This window comes from Kribbella solani (genome assembly GCF_014205295.1).
In the GTDB taxonomy this organism is placed as follows: domain Bacteria; phylum Actinomycetota; class Actinomycetes; order Propionibacteriales; family Kribbellaceae; genus Kribbella; species Kribbella solani.
Genome location: NZ_JACHNF010000001.1, coordinates 5,504,474 through 5,526,095, shown reverse-complemented (window position 1 = coordinate 5,526,095; position 21,622 = coordinate 5,504,474). Strand labels below are relative to the sequence as shown.

Sequence of the window (21,622 nt, the reverse complement as noted above, 5' to 3'; positions counted from 1 at the left end):
GATCAAGCCTAGGCGCCGCCGCCGACAACCAGTCAAACCCTTTTCAGCCCGGGATTGGTCACACCCGCGATCGTGGTCCGGTCAACCGCCCGAACGGGCCAGCCCGACCGCCACGCCGGCCTGGAACCGGGTCTCCGCGTGCAGGCTGTTCTGTACCCGCTGGATGCGCCGGCCGATGGTCCGCAGGCTGATCCCGAGCTGGCGGGCGATCGCCTGGTCGGTCATCCCGGCGGACAGCAGCGCGATCAGCGTGTGGTCGCCGTCCTCACCGGCCTCCTGACCGCGCTCCTGATCGGGCCCCTCACTGCCGAGCGCCAGCGCCAGCGGCAGGGCCGCCGCCCAGACCCGCTCGAACAGGGCGATCAGCGCGTCCAGCAGCGCACTCGGCCGGACCACCAGCAGGCCCTCGCTGGTACGGGTGCCGGTCACCATCGGCAGCGTCGCGACCTGGTTGTCGTAGATCGCCAGCCGGAGCGGTACGTCGCCGGTGACCCGTGCCTGCTCGCCCACCGACAGAGTCACCAGCAGCGTGTCCAGCCCCTGCTCGTCCACCGCTGCCCGGCTGTACACGATCCGGTGTACTACTCCGTGCTGGATCGCATCCGCGACCGGCTGTGCGTCCGCCGGGGAGATCGGCTTCACGTACGGCGGCGTCTCGAAGGCGCGTACCTCGGACCGGGTCGCCCGGTGGATCGCCAGCAGGTACGCATGCGCCTGGTCGCCCGGCACCACCTCCACCGGTGACTGGCGGACCGGGTACGGCGTGGCGCGATGCAGTCGTTCCAGCTCCTGCACCCGGGTGGCTACCTGGTCCAGCTCGAGCTGCCGCGCATCCAGTAGTCCTTGTAGCGCGACGGCCGGCGGCACGGCGCTGTACTTGCCGTCCTCCACCCGCAGCAGCCGCTTGCTGACCAGCGCGTCCAGATTGGCGCCGGGGAGGTCCTGCGCGAGCTCCGCGGCGCTCCGTCCCGGATGGGTCAGTACGTGCTCATAGACCTGTTCTTGTCCGCTGTCGATCCCCAGGCGCTCCAGCACGCGGACCAGCGTATGACCGATCTCGGCCAATGGCCTAGACCTGCCGTCCGGATGCCTTTACACCGTCCGGCCGATCCGGTGATGCTCCTGGAAATCGATTCCTGGGAGCCGCCCCATGTCACGCCCAGCCCTGTCCCGCCCAGCACTGTCCCGCCCGGCACGGCCGCGACCGGCTGTGTCCGTCCTGCTTGGCGCGGCGCTGGTCGCCGGCCTCCTGTCCACCTCCGGCGCCCCGGTGGCCGCCGCGCCGCCACCTACTGCGCCGCCTCCCGGAGTGAAGCCGGTCGGTCTGCCGCGAGTCACAGCGCCGACGACGGTCACGCTGGTGACCGGTGACAAGGTGACTCTCGCCCCGGACCCAGACGGGACTACCCAGGTCCAGCTGCAGCCAGTGGCTCGCCCGAACGGCTACGTACCGGGCATGCAGCTGGTGCAGACCAACGAACAGCAGCTGGCAGTACCGGATGACGCCCTGCCGTACCTGTCGGCCGGTGTACTGGACCGGACGCTCTTCGACGTCGGCTACCTCGTCAGCATCGGGTACGCCGACAACGCGACCAGCCAGCTACCGGTGATCACCCAGCTGTCGTCAGCTGTTCCGGCTGCCAAACTACGCAACCAGGTCGATGCACTGCCCGGGCTGAAGCCGACGGTGCAACTCAACAGCGTGCACGCGACCGCTGCGGACGTACCGAAGACCCAGGCGGGTTCGTTCTGGTCGTCCATCGCCGGCGCGGCCGTGCCACGGACCGGGCGGCCCGTGCCACGTGCCTTCGGTCGCAGCGTGACCCACGTCTGGCTGGACCGGAAACTGAAGGCCACGCTGGACCAGAGCGTGCCGATGATCGGCGCACCGCAGGCGTGGGCCGCCGGCTACGACGGAAAGGGCGTCAAGGTCGCGGTATTGGACACGGGCATCGACGCGAACCACGCGGACCTCAAGGGCCGGGTCGCCGCGTCGAAGAATTTCACCAGCGACCCGGACGTCAGTGACGGCTTCGGCCACGGGACGCACGTCGCCTCGATCATCACCGGGACCGGCGCCGCCTCCGATGGCAAGTACAAGGGTGTGGCGCCCGGCGTGGAGCTGCTTGTCGGCAAGGTGCTCAACAACAAGGGGTTCGGTGAGGACTCCGACATCATCGCCGGGATGGAGTGGGCCGCGGCGCAGGGCGCCAAGGTCATCAACATGAGTCTCGGCGGCACACCGACAGCCGACGAAGCCGATGACGTCGGTGCACTGGCTGTCGACCGCATCACCGCGGCTACCGGCGTGTTGTTCGTGGTCGCCGCTGGGAACAACGGTCTGTCCGGCGCGTCGACTGTCAGTACCCCTGGTGTCGCCGAGTCTGCTCTGACCGTCGCGTCCGTCGACAAGAGCGACAAGCTGGCGTACTACTCCAGCCGCGGCCCACTGCTGTACCCGAACCGAGTGAGCAAGCCGGACATCTCCGGACCGGGCTCGGACATTGTTGCTGCTCGTGCTGCCGGTACGTCGCTCGGCAGTCCGGTCGACGCGAACTACACGTCGCTGTCCGGTACGTCGATGGCGACACCGCATGTCGCCGGAGCCGCTGCGATCCTCGCGCAAGAGCATCCGGACTGGCAGGCCGCGCAGCTCAAGGCGGCGCTGATGAGTACCAGCAAGGACGACGGGTACTCCACGTACGAGCAAGGTGCCGGTCGGGTCGATGTGGCGCGGGCCGTGGCGCAGCAGGTGTCAGGTGTAACCGCCGGAGTGGACTTCGGGAAGATCCTGGAGACCGAGACAGGCGACGTCGTACGTCAGATCAGCTATCGCAATGACAGTGCGAGCGACGTGACGCTGCACCTCGGAAGTACGTTGCGTTCGACCAGTGGTACTGACCTTGGCCAAGCTGTCAGCGTGCCGGGAGAGGTTGTCGTACCAGCGCATTCGACCGCGAGCGTCGACGTGACCGTACACGCCGGTCAGCTTCAGGACGGGTTCTCATCGGGCGCTGTGATGGCTACGGCGGACGGTGTCCAGGTCCGTACGTCGTTGGCACTGCGCCGGTCGCGCCAGAGCTTTCAGGTCAAGGTGAACGTCAAGTTCAGCGCCCGGCCGATGTTCGGAGCGATGATCAACGCGATCAACCTCGACGACCACACCGCCAACATGGTGCTGCTGCAGCGGGCCGAGATCGCGCCGGACGGGATGAGCGGTTCGTTCTCGCTCGACCTGCCGCCCGGCCGGTGGTCGATCGTCGTCAGTCATGACCGCGAGCCGGCCAGCAAGCGGCTGGAGTACGTGATGTTCGCGGAGCCGGAGCTGTCGGTGCAGGGTCCGGTCACGCTGTCGTTCGACGACCAGGACGCGGTCCCGTACCGCAATGTCACCGACACCCCGACACAGAACATCGCCGGTGGAGTGATGGCGTACCGGTCGACGACGGATGGCACTGACGGGCTCGGTGTGACGCAGTTGCTCACCAAGAACGGCGACGGTGGCTTCTTCCTGGCGCCGACGAAGCCAGTGACTGCTGGGGCGTTCTCGATCAAGTTCAACGCGACCCGTGCGCTTCCGCAGGTGCAGCTGGCGGTTGACTCCGCCAACGGTCGCGGTCTGTCGATGGTCCCGAACTACTCGGACTACGCCGGAGCCGCGCCGCGGTTCGACGGTCGCTACCGGAAGCTGCCGGTTGTAGACGCCGGCTGGTCGCTCGATCCGGCTGAGCTGGCGAAGGTACGCGGCAAGCTCGTACTGATGTCGTACACCTGGGGCCACGGTGGGTACGAGTGCGCACTGCATGAGGAGGACCTCGCTGCACTTAAAGCGGCCGGTGCGGTTGGTGTACTGCAGGAGTCCGGCGACTGTGATCTCTACCCGCAGTGGGTGGAAGGCAATGTAGATCTGCCAGTTGCTGGGATTGACGCGAACGAAGGAGTTCGGCTCCGGAAGCTACTGGCTCGTGGACCGGTGACGGTGTCGCTGACAGGTACGCCGAACGCACCTGTCGTCTACCACTTGGCACAGGTGTCGCCCGGACGGTTCCCGGACTCGGCGACCTATCGGGTGCACGACAAGGACCTGGCGCGCGTACGGACCAGCTACACGCCGGAGTGGCAACCGAAACCGTTCGCGGGTCAGGAGAGCGTCGGCAGCCGGCTCAACGCGGCCGTGGAGTCGCGGACCCTGTTCACCTGGCCGAACTACTTCACATCCTTCCCACAAACGCGCGACGAGCTGTACGGGCCGGTCGGACCGGACGTGCAGTGGATCCGTACAGCCGGAACCGATGTAGCGCAGAAGTCGGCGGAGGAGCGGCGTACGACGCTGCGCCCCGGCCGGATGCCGGATGAACGCTGGCTGGGTGCACCACGTGGTATCGGACCGTCCGACGTACCGCCGACCGCGACAAACCTTACGCACATGGGCTTCTGCTTCGCGTGCCGTGATGATGACCGGCTCGTCGTCGTACCTGAGTACGCCAACCCGGACCCGTTGGTCGTCCCCTCGTTGCTGCTGACCGGTACGCAGACCAAGCTGTACCGTGACGGCCAGGAGATCCCGGCCACGACGTACTCCGGGTTCCCGTCCTTCACGCTGCCGTCCGGCCCGGGGCGCTATCGCCTCGTACTGGACTCCGATCTGAACACCGGTCCGCAGAAGGTCTACGACCTGTACAAGTACAGCGCGAAGCAGCACACGGAGTGGACGTTCGGTTCCGCGCATGTGGGTGCGACGAACGTTGGCAACACCACCTGTTATCAGGCGTGGGTCGAGAAGACCGCACCGTTGACCTGCGCGCCGCAGCAGCTGCTGTACCTCAGGTACTCAGCTGCGACGGACAGCACCAACAAGGTGCGTCACTGGCTGGTGCCGCTGCAGATCAAGCCGTACTACGAGCGCACCGCGAAGGCAGGCAGCGCGGCCGTGTTCCGGTCCGTGAAGGTGACGGCCAGCTACGACGCCGGCAAGAGCTGGAAGCCGGTGCCTGGGGTGAACCTGCGGAGTAGCTACCAGGCGCTCCTGGTGCCACCACGTGGTACGGCCGCCGTGTCGCTGCACGTCGAGGCAACCGACCTGAACGGCAACACCATTTCCCAGACGATCGACTCACTGCTCGGCGTCAGGGCTGGGTGATGCCGGCGCGGGTCAGGGCCTTCAGGCGGCCGCGGAGGATCTTCTGCCGGCGTTCCTCGTTGGGGAACAGGTCAAGATAGGCGGAACCCTTTGCTGCCAACAGGTCGTCGTCCAGGCGGCGTACGGTTCCGGCGGGTGCGCGGTGGGTCATGGCGGACTGTACGGCGGCGCTGTCGATGCCGGTGAGCAGGTCGGTGAGCTGCTCTTCCGTAGTGACGCCCAGCCGCGCCAGCACGCCAAGAATCCACGTGTAGTGGGTCGTCTTGGCGTGCGGCGCGTCCGGGTAGCGACGGTTCAGGTACGTGGTCAAGGTGCCCGTGGTCAGATCCAGTGGAGCCTTGTCCGACGCGGTCGCGGCCAGCTCGCGGTACAGGCGGTCGATCTCGGTGAACTCGTTGTCGGCCAGCTCCATCAGCGCGGCGGCCAGCAGGAACCGCCGGTCGAACTCCGGCTTCCGCTCCGGTGGGATGTCCAGCTTGTACCTGATGTCGTGCTCGAACTCGGCCCACGCGTGCTGCACCGCCGTCCGCACCTGGATCTCCATCACCAGGTTCTTCAGCACCGCGTACTCCGGCAGCTCCCGCCGGTGCGCGTTCAGCCGGACCAGATAGTGCTTGCTGGCGTACCCGAAGACGCCCTGCGCGCGGGTGTGCGCCCCCATGTCGGTGTGCTCGACGATCTCGAACTCGGCCTCGATCACCTCACACACCCGGTCCACCGCCTCGACCAGGAAGGTGATCACCCGCGCCGCGACCAGGTCGGTGATCTGGTTCAGCGGGTCGTCGTACTTCGGCCGGGCCGGATCGTCCGGGTGTGGTTTCGCCGCCTTCGCCAGGAACGACTCCGGGTCCTTCGCCCGGGCGGTCGCGCTCAGGTAGTTGATGCCCTCTTCTTCACCGATCAGTTCGTTGATCAGCGCTTCGAGCTTCCGGGCGCCACCGACGTACTGCTGGTGCACGCGTTCGTACAGCGCGCCGGCTTGCGGAACCCACTCCACCATGGCGGAACCATAGTGGTCCCACGCTCGCTGGCAACGTCTATCGAATTCTAGGCTTTTTGCTAGAAAGCCGTAGACGATGGTCGCGACACGCTCTGGTCGTTGATTGGTCAATCTACGGAAAACGGTAGACGGCCACATACAGTGAAAGCATGGATCCGATCCGGAATCCCTATGCGCCCGGCGCCGGTCAGCGGCCGCCTGAGCTGGCCGGACGCGACACCGAGGTGCGGCAGTTCGAGGTGGTCCTCGAGCGGGTCGCGGCAGGCCGGCCGGAGCGCAGTCTGGTGCTGAGTGGACTCCGGGGCGTCGGCAAGACGGTGCTGCTCAACACACTGCGCAGTCAGGCCATCAAACGCGCGTGGGGTACGGGCAAGATCGAGGCGCGGCCGGAGCAGAGCATCCGGCTGCCGATCGCGCAGGCACTGCACACGGCGATGCGTGAGCTGGGGCATCGGCACCGGGACGAGGACCGGGTGGATCAGTTCAGTGCGGTGCTGAAGGCGTTCGCGCTGCGGACCGGTGCGGAGGACCGGAAAGGTATCCGCTGGCATCCGCCGGTCGACGTGGCCGCGGCGAAGGGCCGGGCCGATTCCGGTGATCTGGAGATGGACCTGATCGAGCTGTTCACCGACGCGGCCGATTTGGCCGGTGACCTGTCTGTCGGCGCCGGTCTGTTCATCGACGAGATGCAGGACATCAGTGCGGATGACCTGTCCGCGTTGTGCGCTGCCTGCCACGAGATCTCGCAACAGAGCGCCCCACTGGTTGTCGTAGGCGCCGGACTGCCACATCTGCCGGCCGTACTGTCCGCCAGCAAGTCGTATTCGGAGCGGCTGTTCCGGTACGTCCGCGTGGACCGGTTGGCGCGTGATGCGTGTGACCGCGCGTTGATGATCCCCGCGGAGAGCGAGGGCGTGCAGTACGACGACGAAGCGCTGGACGAGTTGTATGCCCAGACCGACGGCTACCCGTACTTCGTACAGGCGTTCGCGCACTCCACCTGGGACCATGCGCCGAAGTCGCCGATCACCATCAAGGACGTGGCGGTGGCCGCGCCGGAAGCCTCGGCCGAGCTCACCGTCGGCTTCTTCGGTTCCCGCTACGAACGCGCGACGCCCGCCGAACGTGAGTACATGCGCGCGATGGCGGAGCTCGGCATCGGCGTCGACGACGGCTCGGTCCCGACCGCCGAAGTCGCCAGCACCTTGAACCGCAAACCCCAGTCCCTCTCCCCCGCCCGCGACGGCCTGATCAAGAAGGGCCTCGTCTTCTCCGCCGAACGCGGCACCGTCGCCTTCACCGTGCCCCACTTCGGCAAGTTCCTCCGCACCCGCACGGCTTAACAAAGCCTGGCTTTCCGCTGACGAGTCAACTCTGTAGGGTGAAGTGTCATGACCACCCGGCGGAGCGGCCAGCGTGCGGCTACGCGTGGACGGCGACGGGCTGGGCGGGCTCGGCGGCGGAAGCCTTATCGCGGGCAATGGCTCACGGTGACCGCGCTTGCCGTGCTGGGGACCGTGGTGGTGGCGCATCCGGACGTCGCGAACCGGACGAGTTTGGCCGCGGATGTGGTTGCGGGGGCCAACCAAGCGCCGAAAGAACGCGCGCAGACCGCGCCGACTCTGACACCGGCGCCGGTGGCAACGCCGACGCAGAAGTACACCACTCCGTTGCGGCCGGCACCGAGTTTGCCGAGGAAACAACCCAAGGGCGCGAAGCCGAACGTGCTGGTGTCCACCGGAAAGCTCACCGTGGTTCCGGGGACCAACAAGGCGAGCGGCGTACGGGATGTCATGACGTACCGCGTCGAGATCGAGCAGGGCCTGTCGGTGAACGGTGCGGCCGTAGCCGCGAAGATCCACAAGACCCTGACCGATGCGCGCGGCTGGCAGGCAGTGCATCCGGTGAACTTCGAGCGTACGGACAAGGATGACGCCGATCTCCGCATCATCCTGGCCACGCCGTCGATGACGGACAAGCTGTGTCTTCCACTGGACACCGGCGGTGAGGTGTCCTGCCGGGTCGAGGACCGGGTCGTGCTGAACGCGAAGCGCTGGGTGTACGCGATCCCGTCCTACGACGTGGAGCTCTACCGGAGCTACCTGGTCAACCACGAGGTCGGCCACGCGCTCGGCCACGGCCACTCGACCTGTACCGAGCCGAAGACCCCCGCACCGGTGATGATGCAGCAGACCAAGGGCCTGGCCGGCTGCCTGCCGAATGCCTGGCCGACGATCAAGGCGACCTGACAGACTTAGTGTCCCGCCCGCGGGACACTGGGTCGTACAACGGGGAAGGAGCGCAGATGTCGTCACAGGACTTCCCGACGTACGGCCGGGGTGATGAGCCTGAGCAGCGGCCCGGTGATGAGCATCACTACGCTCCACCCACACCGTACGGGGGCAGCAGCTACGGCCCGGGCCAGCAGCCTGCGCCGGAGCAGTTCCCGTATGCCCAGCCACAGCCGTACGGCGCCGCACCGCAGCAGCACACCCAGCATCCGACTCAGCATCCGACCCAGCCACCGAACTACCGGCCCGGCGTACCGTTCGGTGTACCGGCGAGTCCGATGCCGCATGAGCTCCCGGCGTACGGCCGCGACCAACCGGTTGCGCCCCGCGACCCCCGCGCGGCCCGCGTGGTCGGACTGGCCGCGTTCGTCGCGGTCATCTACGGGCTGCTCGTTCTGACCGTCCAGCGGGTCGCACTGCGCGAGATCTCGCAGGCACCGGGCTCACCGCTCAACCACCCGCTGCGTACCGACGTACTGGATGCGATCGGTCAACTGCTCCTGGTGATCGTCGGCGCCGCCGCACTGGTGATGTGGCTCCGCGACGTCATCGCTCGACGCAAGGCGGGCCGTCAGCCGGACCTGGCCGAGCTGTCCGGTCTGATTCTGGTCGCGGTGTCGCTGGTGCCGATCCTGGTGTGGGTGATCCTCGTGCTGTCGACCGGTCTGGGTTCGTCGGACGGCTCAGTGCACCGCCTGCCCACCGCGTACGGCTGGGGTGGCTTCGGGCTGTTGCTCCTCGCGGTCGGCCTGTTCCTCGGCTACCGCGAGCTGAAGCCGGCCGTACCGAACCCAGTGGTGCAAGGCCCGCCCGCCAAGGCTCCTTGGGAGTGAGCGCTCCAGTAGTCCTCGTGCCCGGTCTGGGCCTCGGACCCGAGTCGTACGCGCGGACCGTCGAGCACCTCGCCACGCCGTACCACGTAGTCACCCTGCCCGGGTACGGCGAACCAGCCGGTGCCCGTGAAGACCTGCACCCACAGGCGCTCGCAGTGGCGCTGGCTGACAAGATCCGCGACCGCGCGGTGCTGGTCGGCCACTCCGCGAGCTGCCAGATCGTGGTTGAGGCCGCAGTGCGCTACCCGGAGCTGGCGCACGCACTGGTGCTGGTCGCTCCGACTGGTGACGCGCGCATGTCCAGTTGGGTCGACCGGGCGGTCCGCTGGCTTGGCTCTGCCGTACCGGACTCACCGAAGCTGATCCGGACAGTCACCCCGCAGTACGTACGAACCACTCTGCCGGCGATCGCCCGCGCCGGTGAAGCGGCCCGGCATCATGACCTGGCCGACGTGATTTCCCGAGTCAAGGTGCCGGTGCTGATCGTCCGTGGCCGGCACGACCTGCTGTCGACCGCCGAGTGGGCCGAGCGGCTCGCCGAGCTCAGTCGTGGCGAGGCGCGGACGCTCGAGACGGGCGCCCACATGCCGATCGCAACCAACGGCCCGGAGCTGGCCGCGCTGATAGAACGAGCGGCCGCCCTGCCGTCAGATAGCTGACGCGTTAAGATCACCCGGACAAACCTTTGCGGGAGCTCGCACCAGTAGCGCGGGCTGAGAGGGCGACAGCTGGGTCGCCGACCGCCTGAACCTGACCGGGTAATGCCGGCGTAGGGAGTTGGGTCACTCATGGCCGACACAGCTGTTCGATCCGGCACGACCGAGGCGCCGCTCGTCCTCACCACCGATGCGCCGCGGACGCTGAGTTTCTTCGATCAGTTCACGCTCTGGGGCAACTTCGGGATCTCGCTGTTCGGTCCGGTCACGGGCGCGTTGGTGGCGGCGTACACCGGGTCGCTGTGGAAGGGCCTGCTTGCCGTCGTCGTCGGCTGCGGGATCGGCGCGCTCGTACTCGGCGGGGCGGCCGTGTTCGGTTCGCAAACCGGCGCGCCGGCGATGGCGAGTCTGCGCGGGATCTTCGGCCGGCGTGGATCGATCGCGCCGACCGTACTGAACATCGCGCAGAACGTCGGCTGGGCGACGATGGAGATCATCGTCATCTCCCAGGCCGCGGTCGCGGTGACGAGCGAGCGCTGGCGCTGGGTGTTCGTCGTACTCGCGGGCATCATCGCGACCACGATGGCCGTACGCCCGCTGGGCAGCGTGAAGATCCTGCGGAAGTTCATGGTGTGGTTGGTACTGGCCGCGTCGGTGTACTTGTTCGTCCAGGTGCTCGGCAAGCCAGTACACGCGCTGCCGCAGGACGGCGTGTTCGGCTTCTGGCCGGCGGTCGACCTGGCTGCGGCCGGCGTCGTTTCGTTCGCCCCACTGGCAGCCGACTACACGCGGCACTCGCGGACGAACAAGGCTGCTTTCGCCGGCTCGTCTCTCGGCTACGGACTCGCGGCGATCGGGTACTACGCGCTCGGTGTTGTCGCGGTAGCCACCCTGCAAACCGACAGCGAAGGCGTGATCACCGCGCTGGTCACCTTGCCGGCCGGTGCGATCGCGCTGTTCGTACTGCTGGTGGACGAGGTCGACGAGGCGTACGCGAACATCTACTCGACCACGATGGCGGCACACAACCTGGTCGGCCACGTCGATCGGCGCTGGATCTCGGTCGGCATCGGCGTCCTCGCCACCGGGATCGCGCTGTTGGTTGACCTAGGCAACTACACGCAGTTCCTGTACCTGATCGGCTCGGTCTTCATCCCGTTGTTCGCGGTCGCGATCGCCGATTTCTTCGTGGTCTCCAAGATGCGCTGGGATGTGTCCGCGACGGCGAAGTTCCGCTGGCAGCCGACGGTCGCGTGGCTGATCGGCTTCGTCGCGTACCAGTTGGTCAACCCCGGTACGGTGGCCGGCTGGTCGACTTTCTGGACGAATGTCCAGCAGTGGCTGTTCAACCATCACCCGGTACCGACCTGGCTCGGCGCGACGTACACCTCGATCGTCGTCTCGATGCTGGCCGCCGTTCTCCTCGGCCGAATTCGCCGCCCACTGGACAACTGACCCGCGCGGACCGGAATACTGGCGGTCATGCTGAACTCCGCATTGCGCAGCCGGGCCGAGTACGCGGAACTCGGGGCCGACGGATTGGCCGCCCGTACGACGCCGGAGCGGGACGCGGCGATCGTACAAGCGGTCGAGGAACTGCTCGTCGGCCGCGAGACCGTCCTGGACCTGTGCTGTGGGTACGGGCGGGTCGCGCTTCCGCTGCGCCGCGCCGGCAAGGTCGTCCGCGGCCTGGACATCTCGCCGAACCTGATCGAAGCCGGTCAGGCCCGCGCCGCCGAGGAAGAGCTCGCGGTCGACTGGGCGATCGGCTCGATGACCGACCTGCCGTACAAGTGGGACTCGTTCGACGCCGTGATCTGCCTCTGGACGGCGTTCCACGAGCTGTTCGCCGAGGACGAGCAGCTCTCCACCATCTGCGAGATCTCCCGGGTACTCAAACCGGGCGGGATCGCGATCATCGAGGGACCGGTCTGGGGCCCGGCGACCGCGGCCGAGATCGCGAACGGGATGCGGCAGGGACCGGAGCACCGGATCGTCACCACCGAGCACGACGACGACCGCAGCAGCGTGCACTTCATCCACGACGAGATCAGCTACGGCCGGCTCTGCGCGGCGGCCGGAATCGACGACTTCAAGGTCTACAAACGCGACTGGGGCGGCCGCCGCCGGCTGATCCTGGAGCTGCACCAGCCCGCGACTTCCTGACAAGTAAAAGAAGCAGATCCCCACTCCACACTGGGGATCTGCTTCTTTCTGCATTCAGTCTAAAACCATTCCGGGCGATTCCGGAAAACTCAGCTTTTTGCTTCGAGATTCAGCAAATAGAGTTTGGCGTCCAGCCCGCCCGCATATCCGGTCAGGGCTCCGTTCGCGCCGACCACCCGGTGGCAGGGCAGCACGACACAGACCGGGTTCGCGCCCAGTGCCGTACCCACCGCGCGGGCCGCCTTCGGCTTGTCGATGTCACGGGCAACCGCTCCGTAGCTGGTCGTCCGGCCGTACGAGGTGTGGTCCGGAAGGTCGTTCAGTACGAGCCGCTGGAACGGCGTCGCCAGCACCAGGTCCACCTCGACGTCGAAGGTCTGACGAGCCCCGGTCAGGTACTCGTCGAGCTGGCGGCGCAGACCGTCCAGCGGGCGCGCCTGCCGCAGTACGCGTGGGGACACCGCGCGGGCGAGCCGTCCGGTCATCGTCTCCTCGTCACCGAAGGAGCTGGCCACCACCCGGCCGCTCGCGACGGCCAGCAGCAGCGTGCCGATCGGGGTGTCGTGCAGGGTGTAGGCGACGTCGGCGTCCGGAAGGACGGGTGGTTTCAGGTCAGGGGTGCTGAGCCGGGTCAGCCGGCTCTCGAGATCAGTCATGGTGTACTCCGAGTTTGCCCCGCAGGGTCGCCAGCGCGTCGCTGACGAGCCGGCGTGATGCGGCCGGCGTGGTGTCCAGAGCGGCGGCCACGCCATGGTGGTCCAGGTCGCCGACGTACTTGAGCGTGATCGCGAAGCGTTGCCGCTCCGGGAGTTCGTTGACCGCCCGCCAGAGGTCCGGGTCCGGCCACTCGGCGGCCTCCGGGCCGTCGACCGCGACCGGCGGCGCCTCGTCCAGCGACCGCTGTGGTTTCCGCGCCCGGTGCACGTCCGTCGCGCACCGGGCGGTGATGGTCAGCAGCCAGCTACGCAGGTTCTTCGCCGACGTCAGCGCCGGGTACGCCGCGTACGCCTTCTCCCAGGCGCGTTGCGCGACGTCGTCACCGTCGTCACCGGCCATCGCCCGCGCCAGCCTGGCCACGTCCCGCCAGTGCGCGTCGATCAGCGCCTGGAACGGCGGCAGTACGACCTTTTCCCGAGCCATCACGCAAGTAGAACGCATCCCCGGCGGCGGATGTGAGGGCGCCCGGTCCAGATCACGAGATTGTCTAGTTAGGTAGTAGACATAGATGCGAAGATGGCTGACATGACGACGACCTTCCTCACCCGCCGTCGCGTCATCGATCTGCTCCGGACGGCGAGCGCCACCTGTCGGTGACGCGGTTCCCCGCAACGCGCGTTCTCACGAGGTCAGGCGCCAGCTTCGCCGGCCTCCACCCCGCCCGGTGTGCCTTCATGCTGCCGGTCGTCCCTGCCCCGGTTCCGAGGGAGAGACATGTCTTTGCCTGCCCTGAATCGTCCTGCCCTGTCCGTTGTCCCCGACCGAGCCGAGGAACGGATCGTGGACGCCGACGTCTACAAGTCCGTCTTCCGCCGGCACGCCGCGGGCGTCGTGGTGATCACCGCCGACGCCGGCCACGGCCCGGCCGGCTTCACCGCGACGTCACTGGTCTCGATCAGCCTGCTGCCGCCGCTGGTCTCGTTCGCGATCGCCACCAGCGCGTCCAGCTGGCCGACCGTGAGTACGACGAGCAGCGTCGTGATCAACTTCCTGTCCGCCGACCAGCACGCCATCGCCGGCCGGTTCGCCACCAGCGGGATCGACCGGTTCGCCGAACCGACCCGCTGGTCCCGGTTGCGCACCGGCGAACCCGTGCTCGACGAGGCGCCGAGTTTCCTGCGCGCGCAGGTCGAACACCGGTTCGCGGTCGGCGACCACTACCTGGTCGTCGCCCGCCTGGCCACTCACACCGAGCGCCGCGAGCACGAACCCCTGCTGTACCACGACGGAAGCTATGTCAATGTCACGGCCACCTCGAAAGCACACCATGCCTAGCAAACGAATCATTGCTGCTCTCTTCGCCGTCGCCGCCCTGGCGACCGGATGCGGTGGCAACGCCGCCGCGGGAAGCGAATCCGCCGGCAAGCTGTCGCTGGACGCGGCGCTGCCGACCACCGTTCCGGACGGCGCCAAGATCGTCGTCGGCGATCCCGCGACCGAGGTCGCGCTGAAGCTGTCCGGTCAGTACGACAAGGTCTCGAAGTACGTCCAGTTCGCCAACCTGAGCGGCGGTCCGCAGACCACCGAGGCGTTCCGGGCGCACGCGCTGGACCTCGGATCGGTCGCCGAGATCCCGTCGATCCACGCCACCTGGACCGGTCTGCACGTCAAGATCGTCGCCTCCAAGTTCCGCCAGGAGCCGCTCGCGCATCCGATCTACAAGCTCGGGATCGCGCCCGGTGTCTCGGTGCGGACGCTCGCCGACCTGCGCGGCAAGAAGATCGCGTACAGCCCCGGCCAGGCGCAGGGCGCGCTGATCCTCAAGGTGCTGCAGAAGGCCGGCCTGACCAAGGACGACGTCAAACTGGTCGAGTTGCCCAGTACGGGTGACGTGTACGCGCAGGCGCTGGCCGGCAAGCAGGTCGACGTGGCGCCGATCGGCGGCGTACAGATCAAGCGGTACCTGGCCAAGTACGGCAAAGACGGCGCGGCCACGATCGATCACGGGCTGCGCGACGACGCCGGCCACCTGTACGGGCCGGTCGAATCACTCCAGGATCCGGCCAAGGCGGCCGCGATCCGGGCGTACGTCGCCGCCTGGGGAATCGCCCAGGAATGGATCGACAAGCACCCCAAGGAATGGATCGCCGGGTACTACGTGAAGGACCAGGGCCTTTCCGAGGCGGACGGGCAATGGCTGGTCGACAACGCCGGTCACCCGGACATCCCGGCGGACTGGAGTAGCGCGATCCAGCGCCAGCAAGAGACGATCGACCTACTCGCCAAGGAGACCGGCAACCCGGTGATCCAGGCCAAGGACCTGTACGACCTGCGGTTCCAGACCGTCGCCACGGACGCGATCAAAGGCGGCGTGAAATGAGTGCGACCACGCTGCCCGGGCTGCGTGCCCGCGCGGCGGCGGCGCGGCCGGTCGTACGCCGCCGGCGGCTGGGGCCGGGGAAGCCGATCAGGTTCGGTGCCGCGATCGGTCCGGTGCTGCTGCTCGCGATCTGGAGCATCGGCTCGGCAACCGGTTGGATCGACCAACGAGTACTGTCCGCGCCCTGGACCGTGGTGACGACGGCCGGTGACCTGATCGCCGACGGCCGCCTGCAGTCGAACCTGTGGACGTCCGCGCAGCGCGCACTGATCGGGCTCGCGTTCGGCATCGTGCTGGGCGTCGTGCTGGCGCTGGTCTCCGGTCTGTCCCGGCTCGGCGAAGCCGTGCTCGACGGGCCGATCCAGATCAAGCGCGCGATTCCGTCGCTGGCGTTGCTGCCGTTGCTGATCCTCTGGCTCGGGATCGGTGAGCCGATGAAGATCGTCACCATCCTGCTCGGGGCGTTCGTGCCGATCTACATCCACACCCACAACGGTCTGCGGACGATCGACAGCCGGTACGTCGAGCTGGCTCAGACCGTCGGCCTGTCGCAGTGGGAGTTCATCCGGCGCGTGGTGCTGCCGGGCGCACTGCCCGGATTCCTGCTCGGCCTACGGTTCGCGGTCACCGGCGCGTGGCTGTCGCTGGTCGTCGTCGAACAGATCAACTCCACCAGCGGAATCGGCTACATGATGGAACTGGCCCGCACGTACGGACAGACCGACATCATCATCGTCGGCCTGGTCGTGTACGGAATCCTCGGCCTGCTCTCCGACGCGGCCGTCCGCCTGATCCAAAGGAGAGCCCTGACATGGCGCCGAACGCTAGCCTCCTGACCGCGACCGTTCAGGTACGGAACCTCGTCCGCCGGTACGACGATCGTGCCGTGCTGGACGGGCTGGATCTGGACATCGCGCCGGGTGAGTTCGTTGCTCTGCTGGGTAAGAGCGGATCGGGTAAGAGCACCTTGCTGCGGGCGTTGGCCGGGCTCGATCACGATGTCGACGGGACCGGCGAGCTGGCCGTACCGGCGCAGGTGTCGGTGGTCTTCCAGGATTCCCGCTTGTTGCCCTGGGCAAAGGTGTTGGACAACGTCGTCCTTGGGCTGAACGGTGCCGCCGAGCGTGGCCGGACTAGTCTGGAAGAAGTCGGGCTGGCCGGGCGGGAGAACGCTTGGCCGAGCGAGTTGTCCGGTGGCGAGCAGCAGCGGGTCGCGCTGGCGCGGTCCCTCGTACGCGAACCCGAACTGCTCCTCGCGGACGAACCGTTCGGTGCGCTGGACGCGCTGACCCGGCTGAAGATGCATGTCCTGCTGCGGAAGTTGTGCGCCGCGCACCAACCCGCCGTCCTGCTGGTGACGCACGACGTGGACGAGGCGATCGTGCTGGCCGATCGGGTGATCGTGCTGGACCAGGGCCGGATCGTCGCGGAAGAGGTGGTCGAGCTCGCCGCGCCGCGGAGCCCGGCCGATCCAGGATTCGCCGCGGTCCGGTCGCGGCTTCTCGATGCATTGGGAGTTTCGGCATGAGCAGGCAATTGCACTTGAACGCGTTCCTGATGAGTACGGGCCACCACGAGGCGTCCTGGCGGCTGCCCGAGAGCGACCCGTACGCGAACGTGAAGATCGAGCACTACCAGGAGTTGGCCCGGACAGCGGAGCGTGGGAAGTTCGACTCGATCTTCTTCGCCGACTCCCCGGTGCTCTGGGGTACGGTCGGGCGCCGCCCGGCGGGTGCGCTCGATCCGACCGTACTGCTCACCGCGCTGGCCGTGGTGACCTCGCGGATCGGACTGATCGCGACGGCGTCGACGACGTACAACGACCCGTTCAACCTGGCCCGGCGGTTCGCCAGCATCGACCACGTCAGCGGTGGACGCGCGGGCTGGAACGTGGTCACCACGGCCGGCCCGGAGGCGGCACGGAACTTCAACCTGACCGATCAACCGGCTCACGCGGAGCGGTACGAACGGGCGGCGGAGTTCCTTGAGGTGGCGTACAAGCTGTGGGACTCGTGGCAGGACGACGCCACCGTCGCGGACAAGGCTTCCGGCGTGTGGGCGGTCGACGAGCGGGTCGTACCCATCGACCATGTCGGCCGGCACTTCCAGGTCCGCGGGCCGCTCAACCTGCCGCGATCGCCGCAGGGGCACCCGCTGATCGTTCAGGCCGGGTCGTCGGAGGACGGCAAGGGGCTGGCGGCGCGGTACGCCGAGGCGGTGTTCACGGCGCAGCAGACGCTGGAAGACGCGCAGGACTTCTACCGCGACCTGAAGGCGCGTACGGCCGCGCTCGGGCGGGACCCTTCGTCGGTGAAGATCCTGCCCGGGATCGTGCCGGTGATCGGGTCCACGGTCGCGGAGGCCGAGGCGCTGGAGCGGCAGTTGGACGAGCTGATCCGGCCGGAGTACGCGCGGCTGCAGCTGGCGAAGACGCTGCGGGTGGCGCCGGAGGAGCTGCCCTTCGATCAGCAGCTTCCCGCGGAGCTTCCGGACGAGGACGAGATCGAGGGGGCGAAGAGCCGGTACACGCTGATCGTGACGCTCGCGCGGCGGGAGCGGTTGACCGTACGCGAACTGATCGGCCGGCTGGGTGGTGGGCGCGGGCATCGGACGTTCACCGGTACACCCGAGCAGGTCGCGGACGCGATCCAGCACTGGTTCGAGGCGGACGCGGCGGACGGGTTCAACATCATGCCGCCGGTGCTCCCGTCCGGGCTCACCACGTTCGTCGACGAGGTGATCCCGATCCTGCAGGCCCGCGGCCTGTTCCGCACCGAGTACACCGGCACCACCCTCCGCGACCACTACGGCCTACCCCGCCCAGCCGGCCGCGCGCCACAACTGCAGGAGGCGACCGGGTAGAGCGAATCCAGGTCATCACAACCGCCTCGCGCGCCATGCACCGCCCGCGCGCCGAGCGCCGCGCGGGTCGGCGCACGGGTCTGCTCAGTGTGATGGCCTGGAGATCCGGACCACGAGCTTGCCGACCGCGCCGCCGTCCTCCATCAGACGATGCGCCGCGCCGATCTCGTCCATGGTGAAGACCCGGTCGATCCGGATCGGCAGCCGGCCGGCCGCGACCAGGTCGACGTACCGCTGGAACGCCTCCGCCGGCAGATCCGAGCTCTCGCCGCCGTACGCGGTCAGCCGGACGCCGTTCGGAAGGTAGCCGATCGGGTAGAAATCCGGGATCGTCCAACTGTCGCTGAGCATGCCGGTGAAGCACACCGTGCCGTGCACGGCGGTGGCCCGAAGCGTGTCCGGCAGCACGTTCGTCCCGACCAGTTCGAGCGCCGCGTGTACGCCGTCGGGAACGATCTCACGGACCTTCGCCGCGACGTTGCCGTCGTCCACGATCGGATGGTCGACGCCGAGGGTACGCAGCAGCTCGACCCGATCCGGGTTGCGGGTGGTGGACAGTACGGTCAGTCCACGCTCCTTGGCGAGTACGGCCGCCGCGACGCCGACCGACGACGTACCGCCGCGAACCAGCAGCGTCTGACCCGGCTCGATCGCAAGGCCCGTGTACAGCGAGCCGTGCGCCGTTTGCAGCATCTCCGGCAGCGCGCCCAGCGTGGCCCAGTCCAGCTCGGTCTTCACCGGGATCACCGACGACGCGGGGACGACGGTGTACTCGGCGTACCCACCGTCGTACTCGCGGCCCATCCCGCCCATCATCGCGACCACCTGCCGCCCGGGCGCGAACTCGCCGCCGGGCGCCAGGTCGACGGTCCCGGCCGCCTCGATCCCCGGGATGACCGGGAACCGCGCGTTCCCCGCCAGCCCGGCGCGCAGGTGGTACTCCGAGCGGTTCAGCCCGAACGCCTCGACCTTGATCCGTACCCAGCCGTCCGGTGGCTCCGGGACCGGTACCGTCCGGACCCGTAGTTCCTCCGGTGCGACCGGACCCGCCAGCACGATTGCCCGCATGTCCATGACGCCTATCTTTACCGCCGGTGTGAAAGAGTTTCCCGGTATGGGGAAACTCCCGAGTGTTGTTGCCCATCGTGGCGCCAGTGCGGTGAATCCCGAACACACGCTGGCGGCGTACCAGCGGGCGATCGAAGTCGGCGCGGACGCGCTCGAGTGTGACGTCAGGCTGACCGCCGACGGGCATCTCGTCTGCGTCCACGACCGGCGGATCGACCGGACCTCGAACGGGCGCGGCGTCCTGTCCACGATGCGCCTGGAGGAGCTCGAGTCGTACGACTGGGGCTCCTGGAAGCACCCGTGGGCCGATCTGGACGAGGACGCCGAGCTGCCGGGCCTGGACGTCCGCAAGGTGCTGACGCTGGAGACCCTGCTGGCGACGGTCCGCGACGCCGGCCGCCCGGTCGAGCTGGCGATCGAGACCAAGCACCCGACCCGGTACGCCGGGCTGGTCGAACGCCGCCTGATCGAGGCCCTGGCGCGCTACGGCTGGGCGCACCCGAAGGTCGGAACGGAGTCGCCGGTCCGGGTGATGAGCTTCTCCTGGCTGTCGCTGCGCCGGATCCGGACCGCCGCGCCCGGCCTGCGGACCGTACTGCTGATGGACCGGGTGCCGCTGCGCTTCCGGGACGGTTCGCTGCCGACCGGGGTTTCGTGCGCCGGACCGAGCCTGGAGATCGTCACCGCGCATCCCGAGTACGTGGACCGGGCGCACAAGCACGGGCACCAGGTACACGTCTGGACCGTGAACGCGGAAACCGACATCGGCCGCTGCCGCGAACTCGGCGTCGACGCGGTGATCACCGACCGCCCGGACGTCGCGGTGCGAGTACTCGGTATGGATACGTAGCCGGGAGAATGCGCGCGGTTATTGCAACGTTCAATTCCGTCGATTTCATCACGGTTTCCGGGCTTTTCGGCGTGATCTTCGCCGAGGCTATGTAACGGAATACTTGCGGGTGTTTTCCGGGGCCGGATCGTGGGCAGAAGTTCCTGTGGCTGAACCGATCCCGAGGAGCCCTGCTTGTCCTCTGCGACCCTGCCCGCCGACGTGAGCGTCGTGGACGTCGTACTGCCGCACCAAGTGTCCGCGGTAGCGGACGCCCGCCGCCGTCTGGCCGCCTACCTGAAGCGTTACCGGGTCACCGAAGCCGCCCGCGACGACGCGCAGCTGGTGCTGTCCGAGTTGCTCTCGAACGCGATCCGGTACGCGCCGCCGCTGCCGGCCGGCGAGGTCCGCGCGGCCTGGTGGATCGACCGGGCCGGGATTCATGTCGAGGTCACCGACGGCCGGGGGGAGACCGAACCGCGCCGGATCACCGACCCGCACCCGGAATCGGTCGGCGGCCGCGGGCTGGCGATCGTCGAGGTGCTCACCTCCAGCTGGGACGTCCGCACCGCCGCCGGCCACCGCACCGTACACGCGGTCATCCCGGCCTGACCCCGTCCGCGAGCTCGCGCCGACCGGGACCGTGGGTCGGCTCTGACCGGCCGCGGGGCGGCTCAGCGCGGCCGTGGGTTGGCTCTGGGGCGGACTCGGCTGCAAGACTGCGGGGTTATGGGAAAGAAGTCGCGGCAGCGCGCGAAGAACACGACGACGACCGTCACGCTCGACCCGGCCGACCTGGTGGACGTCGGACCGCGGGAACCCTGCCCGTGCGGCTCCGGCAAGCGGTTCAAGCAGTGCCACGGCAAGGAGCGGGCACAGGCGGCGGACGCGTTCGTCATGCGGCCGTTCGAGGGCCTGCCGGCGGAGTGCGATCTGATCGCGTTCCGCGAGATCGTGCCGTCCGGGACCGTTCAGCTCGAGCTCGCCGGTGCCAAGGTCGGTGACAGCGCCGGCAAGGTGATCAACCTGGTCACGCTGCTGCCGATGGCGATGCCCGGCCTGGTCCGCGACGACGAGACGATCTGGATCGGCATGCAGACGCACGCGTCGTCCGGCGACCCGAGCCGGGACCTCGGCCACGCGATCACGGCCGCGCTCCGGACCGAGCCGGGCAACCCGATCCAGGTCGGCGACCTGATGAAGGACGGCCCGCGCCTGCAGGACCTGATCGACACCGGCAAGCCGGTCGAGGTCAAGGTGCACGAGGGCTTCGACTACTGGGTCGGCGAGAACGTCGACGACCCGACCGGTGAGGTCGCGGCCGGGCTGGAGCGCGCCAACGCGGCGGCGGCCCCGACCGTACGGCTGGAGTCGGTCGACGCTGCGTACTGGACGCGGATCGGTGACCGGATCTACCTGCGCTGGGTCATGCCGCACACCGAGGAGACGCTGCTCGACGCGCTCGCCCGCCTGCACGCGGCCGGCTCGTCCGCGCTGATCGCCGGCAGTCGCCTGATCGGCTCGTTCCGCGCTCTCGGCGTGCTTGCTCCGGTCTGGGAGCTGCCCGCCGGCACCGAGGCTGCCGATGTGGAGAAGCCTGCCGCCGACTTCGCCACGGCGCTGGACAAGGCGCTGGCCACGGATGCCACGCTGACCACCGAGGAGCGCGCCGCCCGGGCGGGTCTCGCCAGCCGGCAGCTGACCATCCGCTGACATGAAGACGCCCACCTCGGCGGTGCC

The 21,622-nt window shown here is 68.2% G+C and carries 21 protein-coding genes and 1 riboswitch; of the genes, 16 read left to right on the top strand and 5 right to left on the bottom strand.

Features of this window, described 5'->3' with window-relative positions; translation table 11 throughout:
- Positions 1–81: 81 nt before the first annotated feature.
- Positions 82–1,035 (bottom strand): helix-turn-helix domain-containing protein, encoded by a 954-nt coding sequence (locus HDA44_RS25395; protein ID WP_184838538.1) that lies wholly within the window; start codon positions 1,033–1,035, stop codon positions 82–84.
- Between the two features lie 115 nt (positions 1,036–1,150).
- Between HDA44_RS25395 and HDA44_RS25390 the strand changes: the two genes are divergently transcribed.
- Positions 1,151–5,140 carry a S8 family peptidase gene (locus HDA44_RS25390; RefSeq protein ID WP_184838536.1) on the top strand — a complete coding sequence of 1,330 codons (3,990 nt, stop codon included), beginning with the start codon at positions 1,151–1,153 and terminating at the stop codon, positions 5,138–5,140.
- Here the strand turns inward: HDA44_RS25390 and HDA44_RS25385 are convergent.
- A complete protein-coding gene (locus HDA44_RS25385) occupies positions 5,127–6,140 on the bottom strand; it encodes a GTP pyrophosphokinase (RefSeq protein WP_184838535.1) in 1,014 nt (337 codons plus the stop codon). The genes HDA44_RS25390 and HDA44_RS25385 overlap by 14 nt on opposite strands.
- Before the next feature lie 149 nt (positions 6,141–6,289).
- On the opposite strand from HDA44_RS25385, the gene HDA44_RS25380 reads away from it, so the two are divergent.
- From HDA44_RS25380 to HDA44_RS25355, 6 genes are all read left to right on the top strand, one after another.
- Positions 6,290–7,483, top strand: coding sequence for an ATP-binding protein (locus HDA44_RS25380; protein ID WP_184838533.1), 1,194 nt, complete (start codon positions 6,290–6,292; stop codon positions 7,481–7,483).
- 147 nt (positions 7,484–7,630) lie between these two features.
- Positions 7,631–8,389: a DUF3152 domain-containing protein gene (locus HDA44_RS25375; protein ID WP_337906397.1), complete on the top strand. Its 759-nt coding sequence runs from the start codon at positions 7,631–7,633 to the stop codon at positions 8,387–8,389.
- A gap of 56 nt (positions 8,390–8,445) precedes the next feature.
- Positions 8,446–9,264, top strand: a complete 819-nt coding sequence (locus HDA44_RS25370) for a hypothetical protein (RefSeq protein WP_184838529.1) — start codon at positions 8,446–8,448, stop codon at positions 9,262–9,264.
- The gene (locus HDA44_RS25365) at positions 9,261–9,923 is read left to right on the top strand and encodes an alpha/beta fold hydrolase (RefSeq protein WP_184838527.1); all 663 of its coding nucleotides are present in this window, start codon (positions 9,261–9,263) and stop codon (positions 9,921–9,923) included. The genes HDA44_RS25370 and HDA44_RS25365 overlap by 4 nt, the downstream gene beginning before the upstream one ends.
- Positions 9,924–9,941: 18 nt before the next feature.
- Positions 9,942–10,057: riboswitch (TPP riboswitch) on the top strand.
- Positions 10,053–11,375, top strand: a complete 1,323-nt coding sequence (locus HDA44_RS25360) for a purine-cytosine permease family protein (protein WP_184838525.1) — start codon at positions 10,053–10,055, stop codon at positions 11,373–11,375. It overlaps the preceding riboswitch by 5 nt.
- Before the next feature lie 27 nt (positions 11,376–11,402).
- A complete protein-coding gene (locus HDA44_RS25355; RefSeq protein WP_184838523.1) occupies positions 11,403–12,086 on the top strand; it encodes a class I SAM-dependent methyltransferase in 684 nt (227 codons plus the stop codon).
- An 89-nt stretch (positions 12,087–12,175) separates the two neighbouring features.
- Here the strand turns inward: HDA44_RS25355 and HDA44_RS25350 are convergent, their stop codons facing one another.
- On the bottom strand, positions 12,176–12,742 hold the full coding sequence (locus tag HDA44_RS25350; protein ID WP_184838521.1) for a methylated-DNA--[protein]-cysteine S-methyltransferase: 567 nt from the start codon (positions 12,740–12,742) through the stop codon (positions 12,176–12,178).
- Positions 12,735–13,226 carry an RNA polymerase sigma factor gene (locus tag HDA44_RS25345; RefSeq protein WP_184838519.1) on the bottom strand — a complete coding sequence of 164 codons (492 nt, stop codon included), beginning with the start codon at positions 13,224–13,226 and terminating at the stop codon, positions 12,735–12,737. Before HDA44_RS25345 ends, HDA44_RS25350 begins: the two co-directional genes overlap by 8 nt.
- 93 nt (positions 13,227–13,319) lie before the next feature.
- Between HDA44_RS25345 and HDA44_RS39005 the strand changes: the two genes are divergently transcribed.
- From HDA44_RS39005 to HDA44_RS25320, 6 genes are all read left to right on the top strand, one after another.
- Entirely contained in the window at positions 13,320–13,400 is an 81-nt protein-coding gene (locus HDA44_RS39005) for a putative leader peptide (RefSeq protein ID WP_420488554.1), read from the top strand.
- A 117-nt stretch (positions 13,401–13,517) separates the two neighbouring features.
- On the top strand, positions 13,518–14,078 hold the full coding sequence (locus tag HDA44_RS25340; RefSeq protein ID WP_184838517.1) for a flavin reductase family protein: 561 nt from the start codon (positions 13,518–13,520) through the stop codon (positions 14,076–14,078).
- Complete coding sequence (locus HDA44_RS25335) at positions 14,071–15,123, top strand: ABC transporter substrate-binding protein (RefSeq protein WP_184838515.1); 1,053 nt, start codon at positions 14,071–14,073, stop codon at positions 15,121–15,123. Before HDA44_RS25340 ends, HDA44_RS25335 begins: the two co-directional genes overlap by 8 nt.
- Complete coding sequence (locus HDA44_RS25330; RefSeq protein WP_184838513.1) at positions 15,120–15,959, top strand: ABC transporter permease; 840 nt, start codon at positions 15,120–15,122, stop codon at positions 15,957–15,959. The genes HDA44_RS25335 and HDA44_RS25330 overlap by 4 nt, the downstream gene beginning before the upstream one ends.
- Positions 15,935–16,651, top strand: coding sequence for an ABC transporter ATP-binding protein (locus HDA44_RS25325; protein WP_184838511.1), 717 nt, complete (start codon positions 15,935–15,937; stop codon positions 16,649–16,651). The genes HDA44_RS25330 and HDA44_RS25325 overlap by 25 nt, the downstream gene beginning before the upstream one ends.
- Positions 16,648–17,985: an LLM class flavin-dependent oxidoreductase gene (locus HDA44_RS25320; RefSeq protein ID WP_184838509.1), complete on the top strand. Its 1,338-nt coding sequence runs from the start codon at positions 16,648–16,650 to the stop codon at positions 17,983–17,985. The genes HDA44_RS25325 and HDA44_RS25320 overlap by 4 nt, the downstream gene beginning before the upstream one ends.
- An 84-nt stretch (positions 17,986–18,069) precedes the next feature.
- On the opposite strand, the gene HDA44_RS25315 is transcribed toward HDA44_RS25320, so the two are convergent.
- Positions 18,070–19,059, bottom strand: a complete 990-nt coding sequence (locus HDA44_RS25315) for a zinc-binding alcohol dehydrogenase family protein (protein ID WP_184838507.1) — start codon at positions 19,057–19,059, stop codon at positions 18,070–18,072.
- A gap of 40 nt (positions 19,060–19,099) precedes the next feature.
- On the opposite strand from HDA44_RS25315, the gene HDA44_RS25310 reads away from it, so the two are divergent.
- The 3 genes from HDA44_RS25310 (at position 19,100) to HDA44_RS25300 (ending at position 21,595) form a co-directional block, all read left to right on the top strand.
- A complete protein-coding gene (locus HDA44_RS25310) occupies positions 19,100–19,903 on the top strand; it encodes a glycerophosphodiester phosphodiesterase (RefSeq protein WP_184838505.1) in 804 nt (267 codons plus the stop codon).
- Between the two features lie 174 nt (positions 19,904–20,077).
- Positions 20,078–20,494 (top strand): ATP-binding protein, encoded by a 417-nt coding sequence (locus tag HDA44_RS25305; protein WP_184838503.1) that lies wholly within the window; start codon positions 20,078–20,080, stop codon positions 20,492–20,494.
- A 117-nt stretch (positions 20,495–20,611) separates the two neighbouring features.
- Positions 20,612–21,595: a DUF5926 family protein gene (locus tag HDA44_RS25300; protein ID WP_184838501.1), complete on the top strand. Its 984-nt coding sequence runs from the start codon at positions 20,612–20,614 to the stop codon at positions 21,593–21,595.
- Positions 21,596–21,622 lie beyond the last annotated feature (27 nt).

What these genes read in the sequence shown, in the direction of transcription:
- HDA44_RS25390 (WP_184838536.1), top strand. Translation starts at nt 1,151, where the DNA reads ATGTCACGCCCAGCCCTGTCCCGCCCAGCACTGTCCCGCCCGGCACGG.
- HDA44_RS25385 (WP_184838535.1), bottom strand. Translation starts at nt 6,140, where the DNA reads ATGGTGGAGTGGGTTCCGCAAGCCGGCGCGCTGTACGAACGCGTGCAC.
- HDA44_RS25380 (WP_184838533.1), top strand. Translation starts at nt 6,290, where the DNA reads ATGGATCCGATCCGGAATCCCTATGCGCCCGGCGCCGGTCAGCGGCCG.
- HDA44_RS25370 (WP_184838529.1), top strand. Translation starts at nt 8,446, where the DNA reads ATGTCGTCACAGGACTTCCCGACGTACGGCCGGGGTGATGAGCCTGAG.
- HDA44_RS25360 (WP_184838525.1), top strand. Translation starts at nt 10,053, where the DNA reads ATGGCCGACACAGCTGTTCGATCCGGCACGACCGAGGCGCCGCTCGTC.
- HDA44_RS25355 (WP_184838523.1), top strand. Translation starts at nt 11,403, where the DNA reads ATGCTGAACTCCGCATTGCGCAGCCGGGCCGAGTACGCGGAACTCGGG.
- HDA44_RS25350 (WP_184838521.1), bottom strand. Translation starts at nt 12,742, where the DNA reads ATGACTGATCTCGAGAGCCGGCTGACCCGGCTCAGCACCCCTGACCTG.
- HDA44_RS25345 (WP_184838519.1), bottom strand. Translation starts at nt 13,226, where the DNA reads ATGGCTCGGGAAAAGGTCGTACTGCCGCCGTTCCAGGCGCTGATCGAC.
- HDA44_RS39005 (WP_420488554.1), top strand. Translation starts at nt 13,320, where the DNA reads ATGGCTGACATGACGACGACCTTCCTCACCCGCCGTCGCGTCATCGAT.
- HDA44_RS25340 (WP_184838517.1), top strand. Translation starts at nt 13,518, where the DNA reads ATGTCTTTGCCTGCCCTGAATCGTCCTGCCCTGTCCGTTGTCCCCGAC.
- HDA44_RS25335 (WP_184838515.1), top strand. Translation starts at nt 14,071, where the DNA reads ATGCCTAGCAAACGAATCATTGCTGCTCTCTTCGCCGTCGCCGCCCTG.
- HDA44_RS25330 (WP_184838513.1), top strand. Translation starts at nt 15,120, where the DNA reads ATGAGTGCGACCACGCTGCCCGGGCTGCGTGCCCGCGCGGCGGCGGCG.
- HDA44_RS25325 (WP_184838511.1), top strand. Translation starts at nt 15,935, where the DNA reads ATGGCGCCGAACGCTAGCCTCCTGACCGCGACCGTTCAGGTACGGAAC.
- HDA44_RS25320 (WP_184838509.1), top strand. Translation starts at nt 16,648, where the DNA reads ATGAGCAGGCAATTGCACTTGAACGCGTTCCTGATGAGTACGGGCCAC.
- HDA44_RS25315 (WP_184838507.1), bottom strand. Translation starts at nt 19,059, where the DNA reads ATGGACATGCGGGCAATCGTGCTGGCGGGTCCGGTCGCACCGGAGGAA.
- HDA44_RS25310 (WP_184838505.1), top strand. Translation starts at nt 19,100, where the DNA reads ATGGGGAAACTCCCGAGTGTTGTTGCCCATCGTGGCGCCAGTGCGGTG.
- HDA44_RS25300 (WP_184838501.1), top strand. Translation starts at nt 20,612, where the DNA reads ATGGGAAAGAAGTCGCGGCAGCGCGCGAAGAACACGACGACGACCGTC.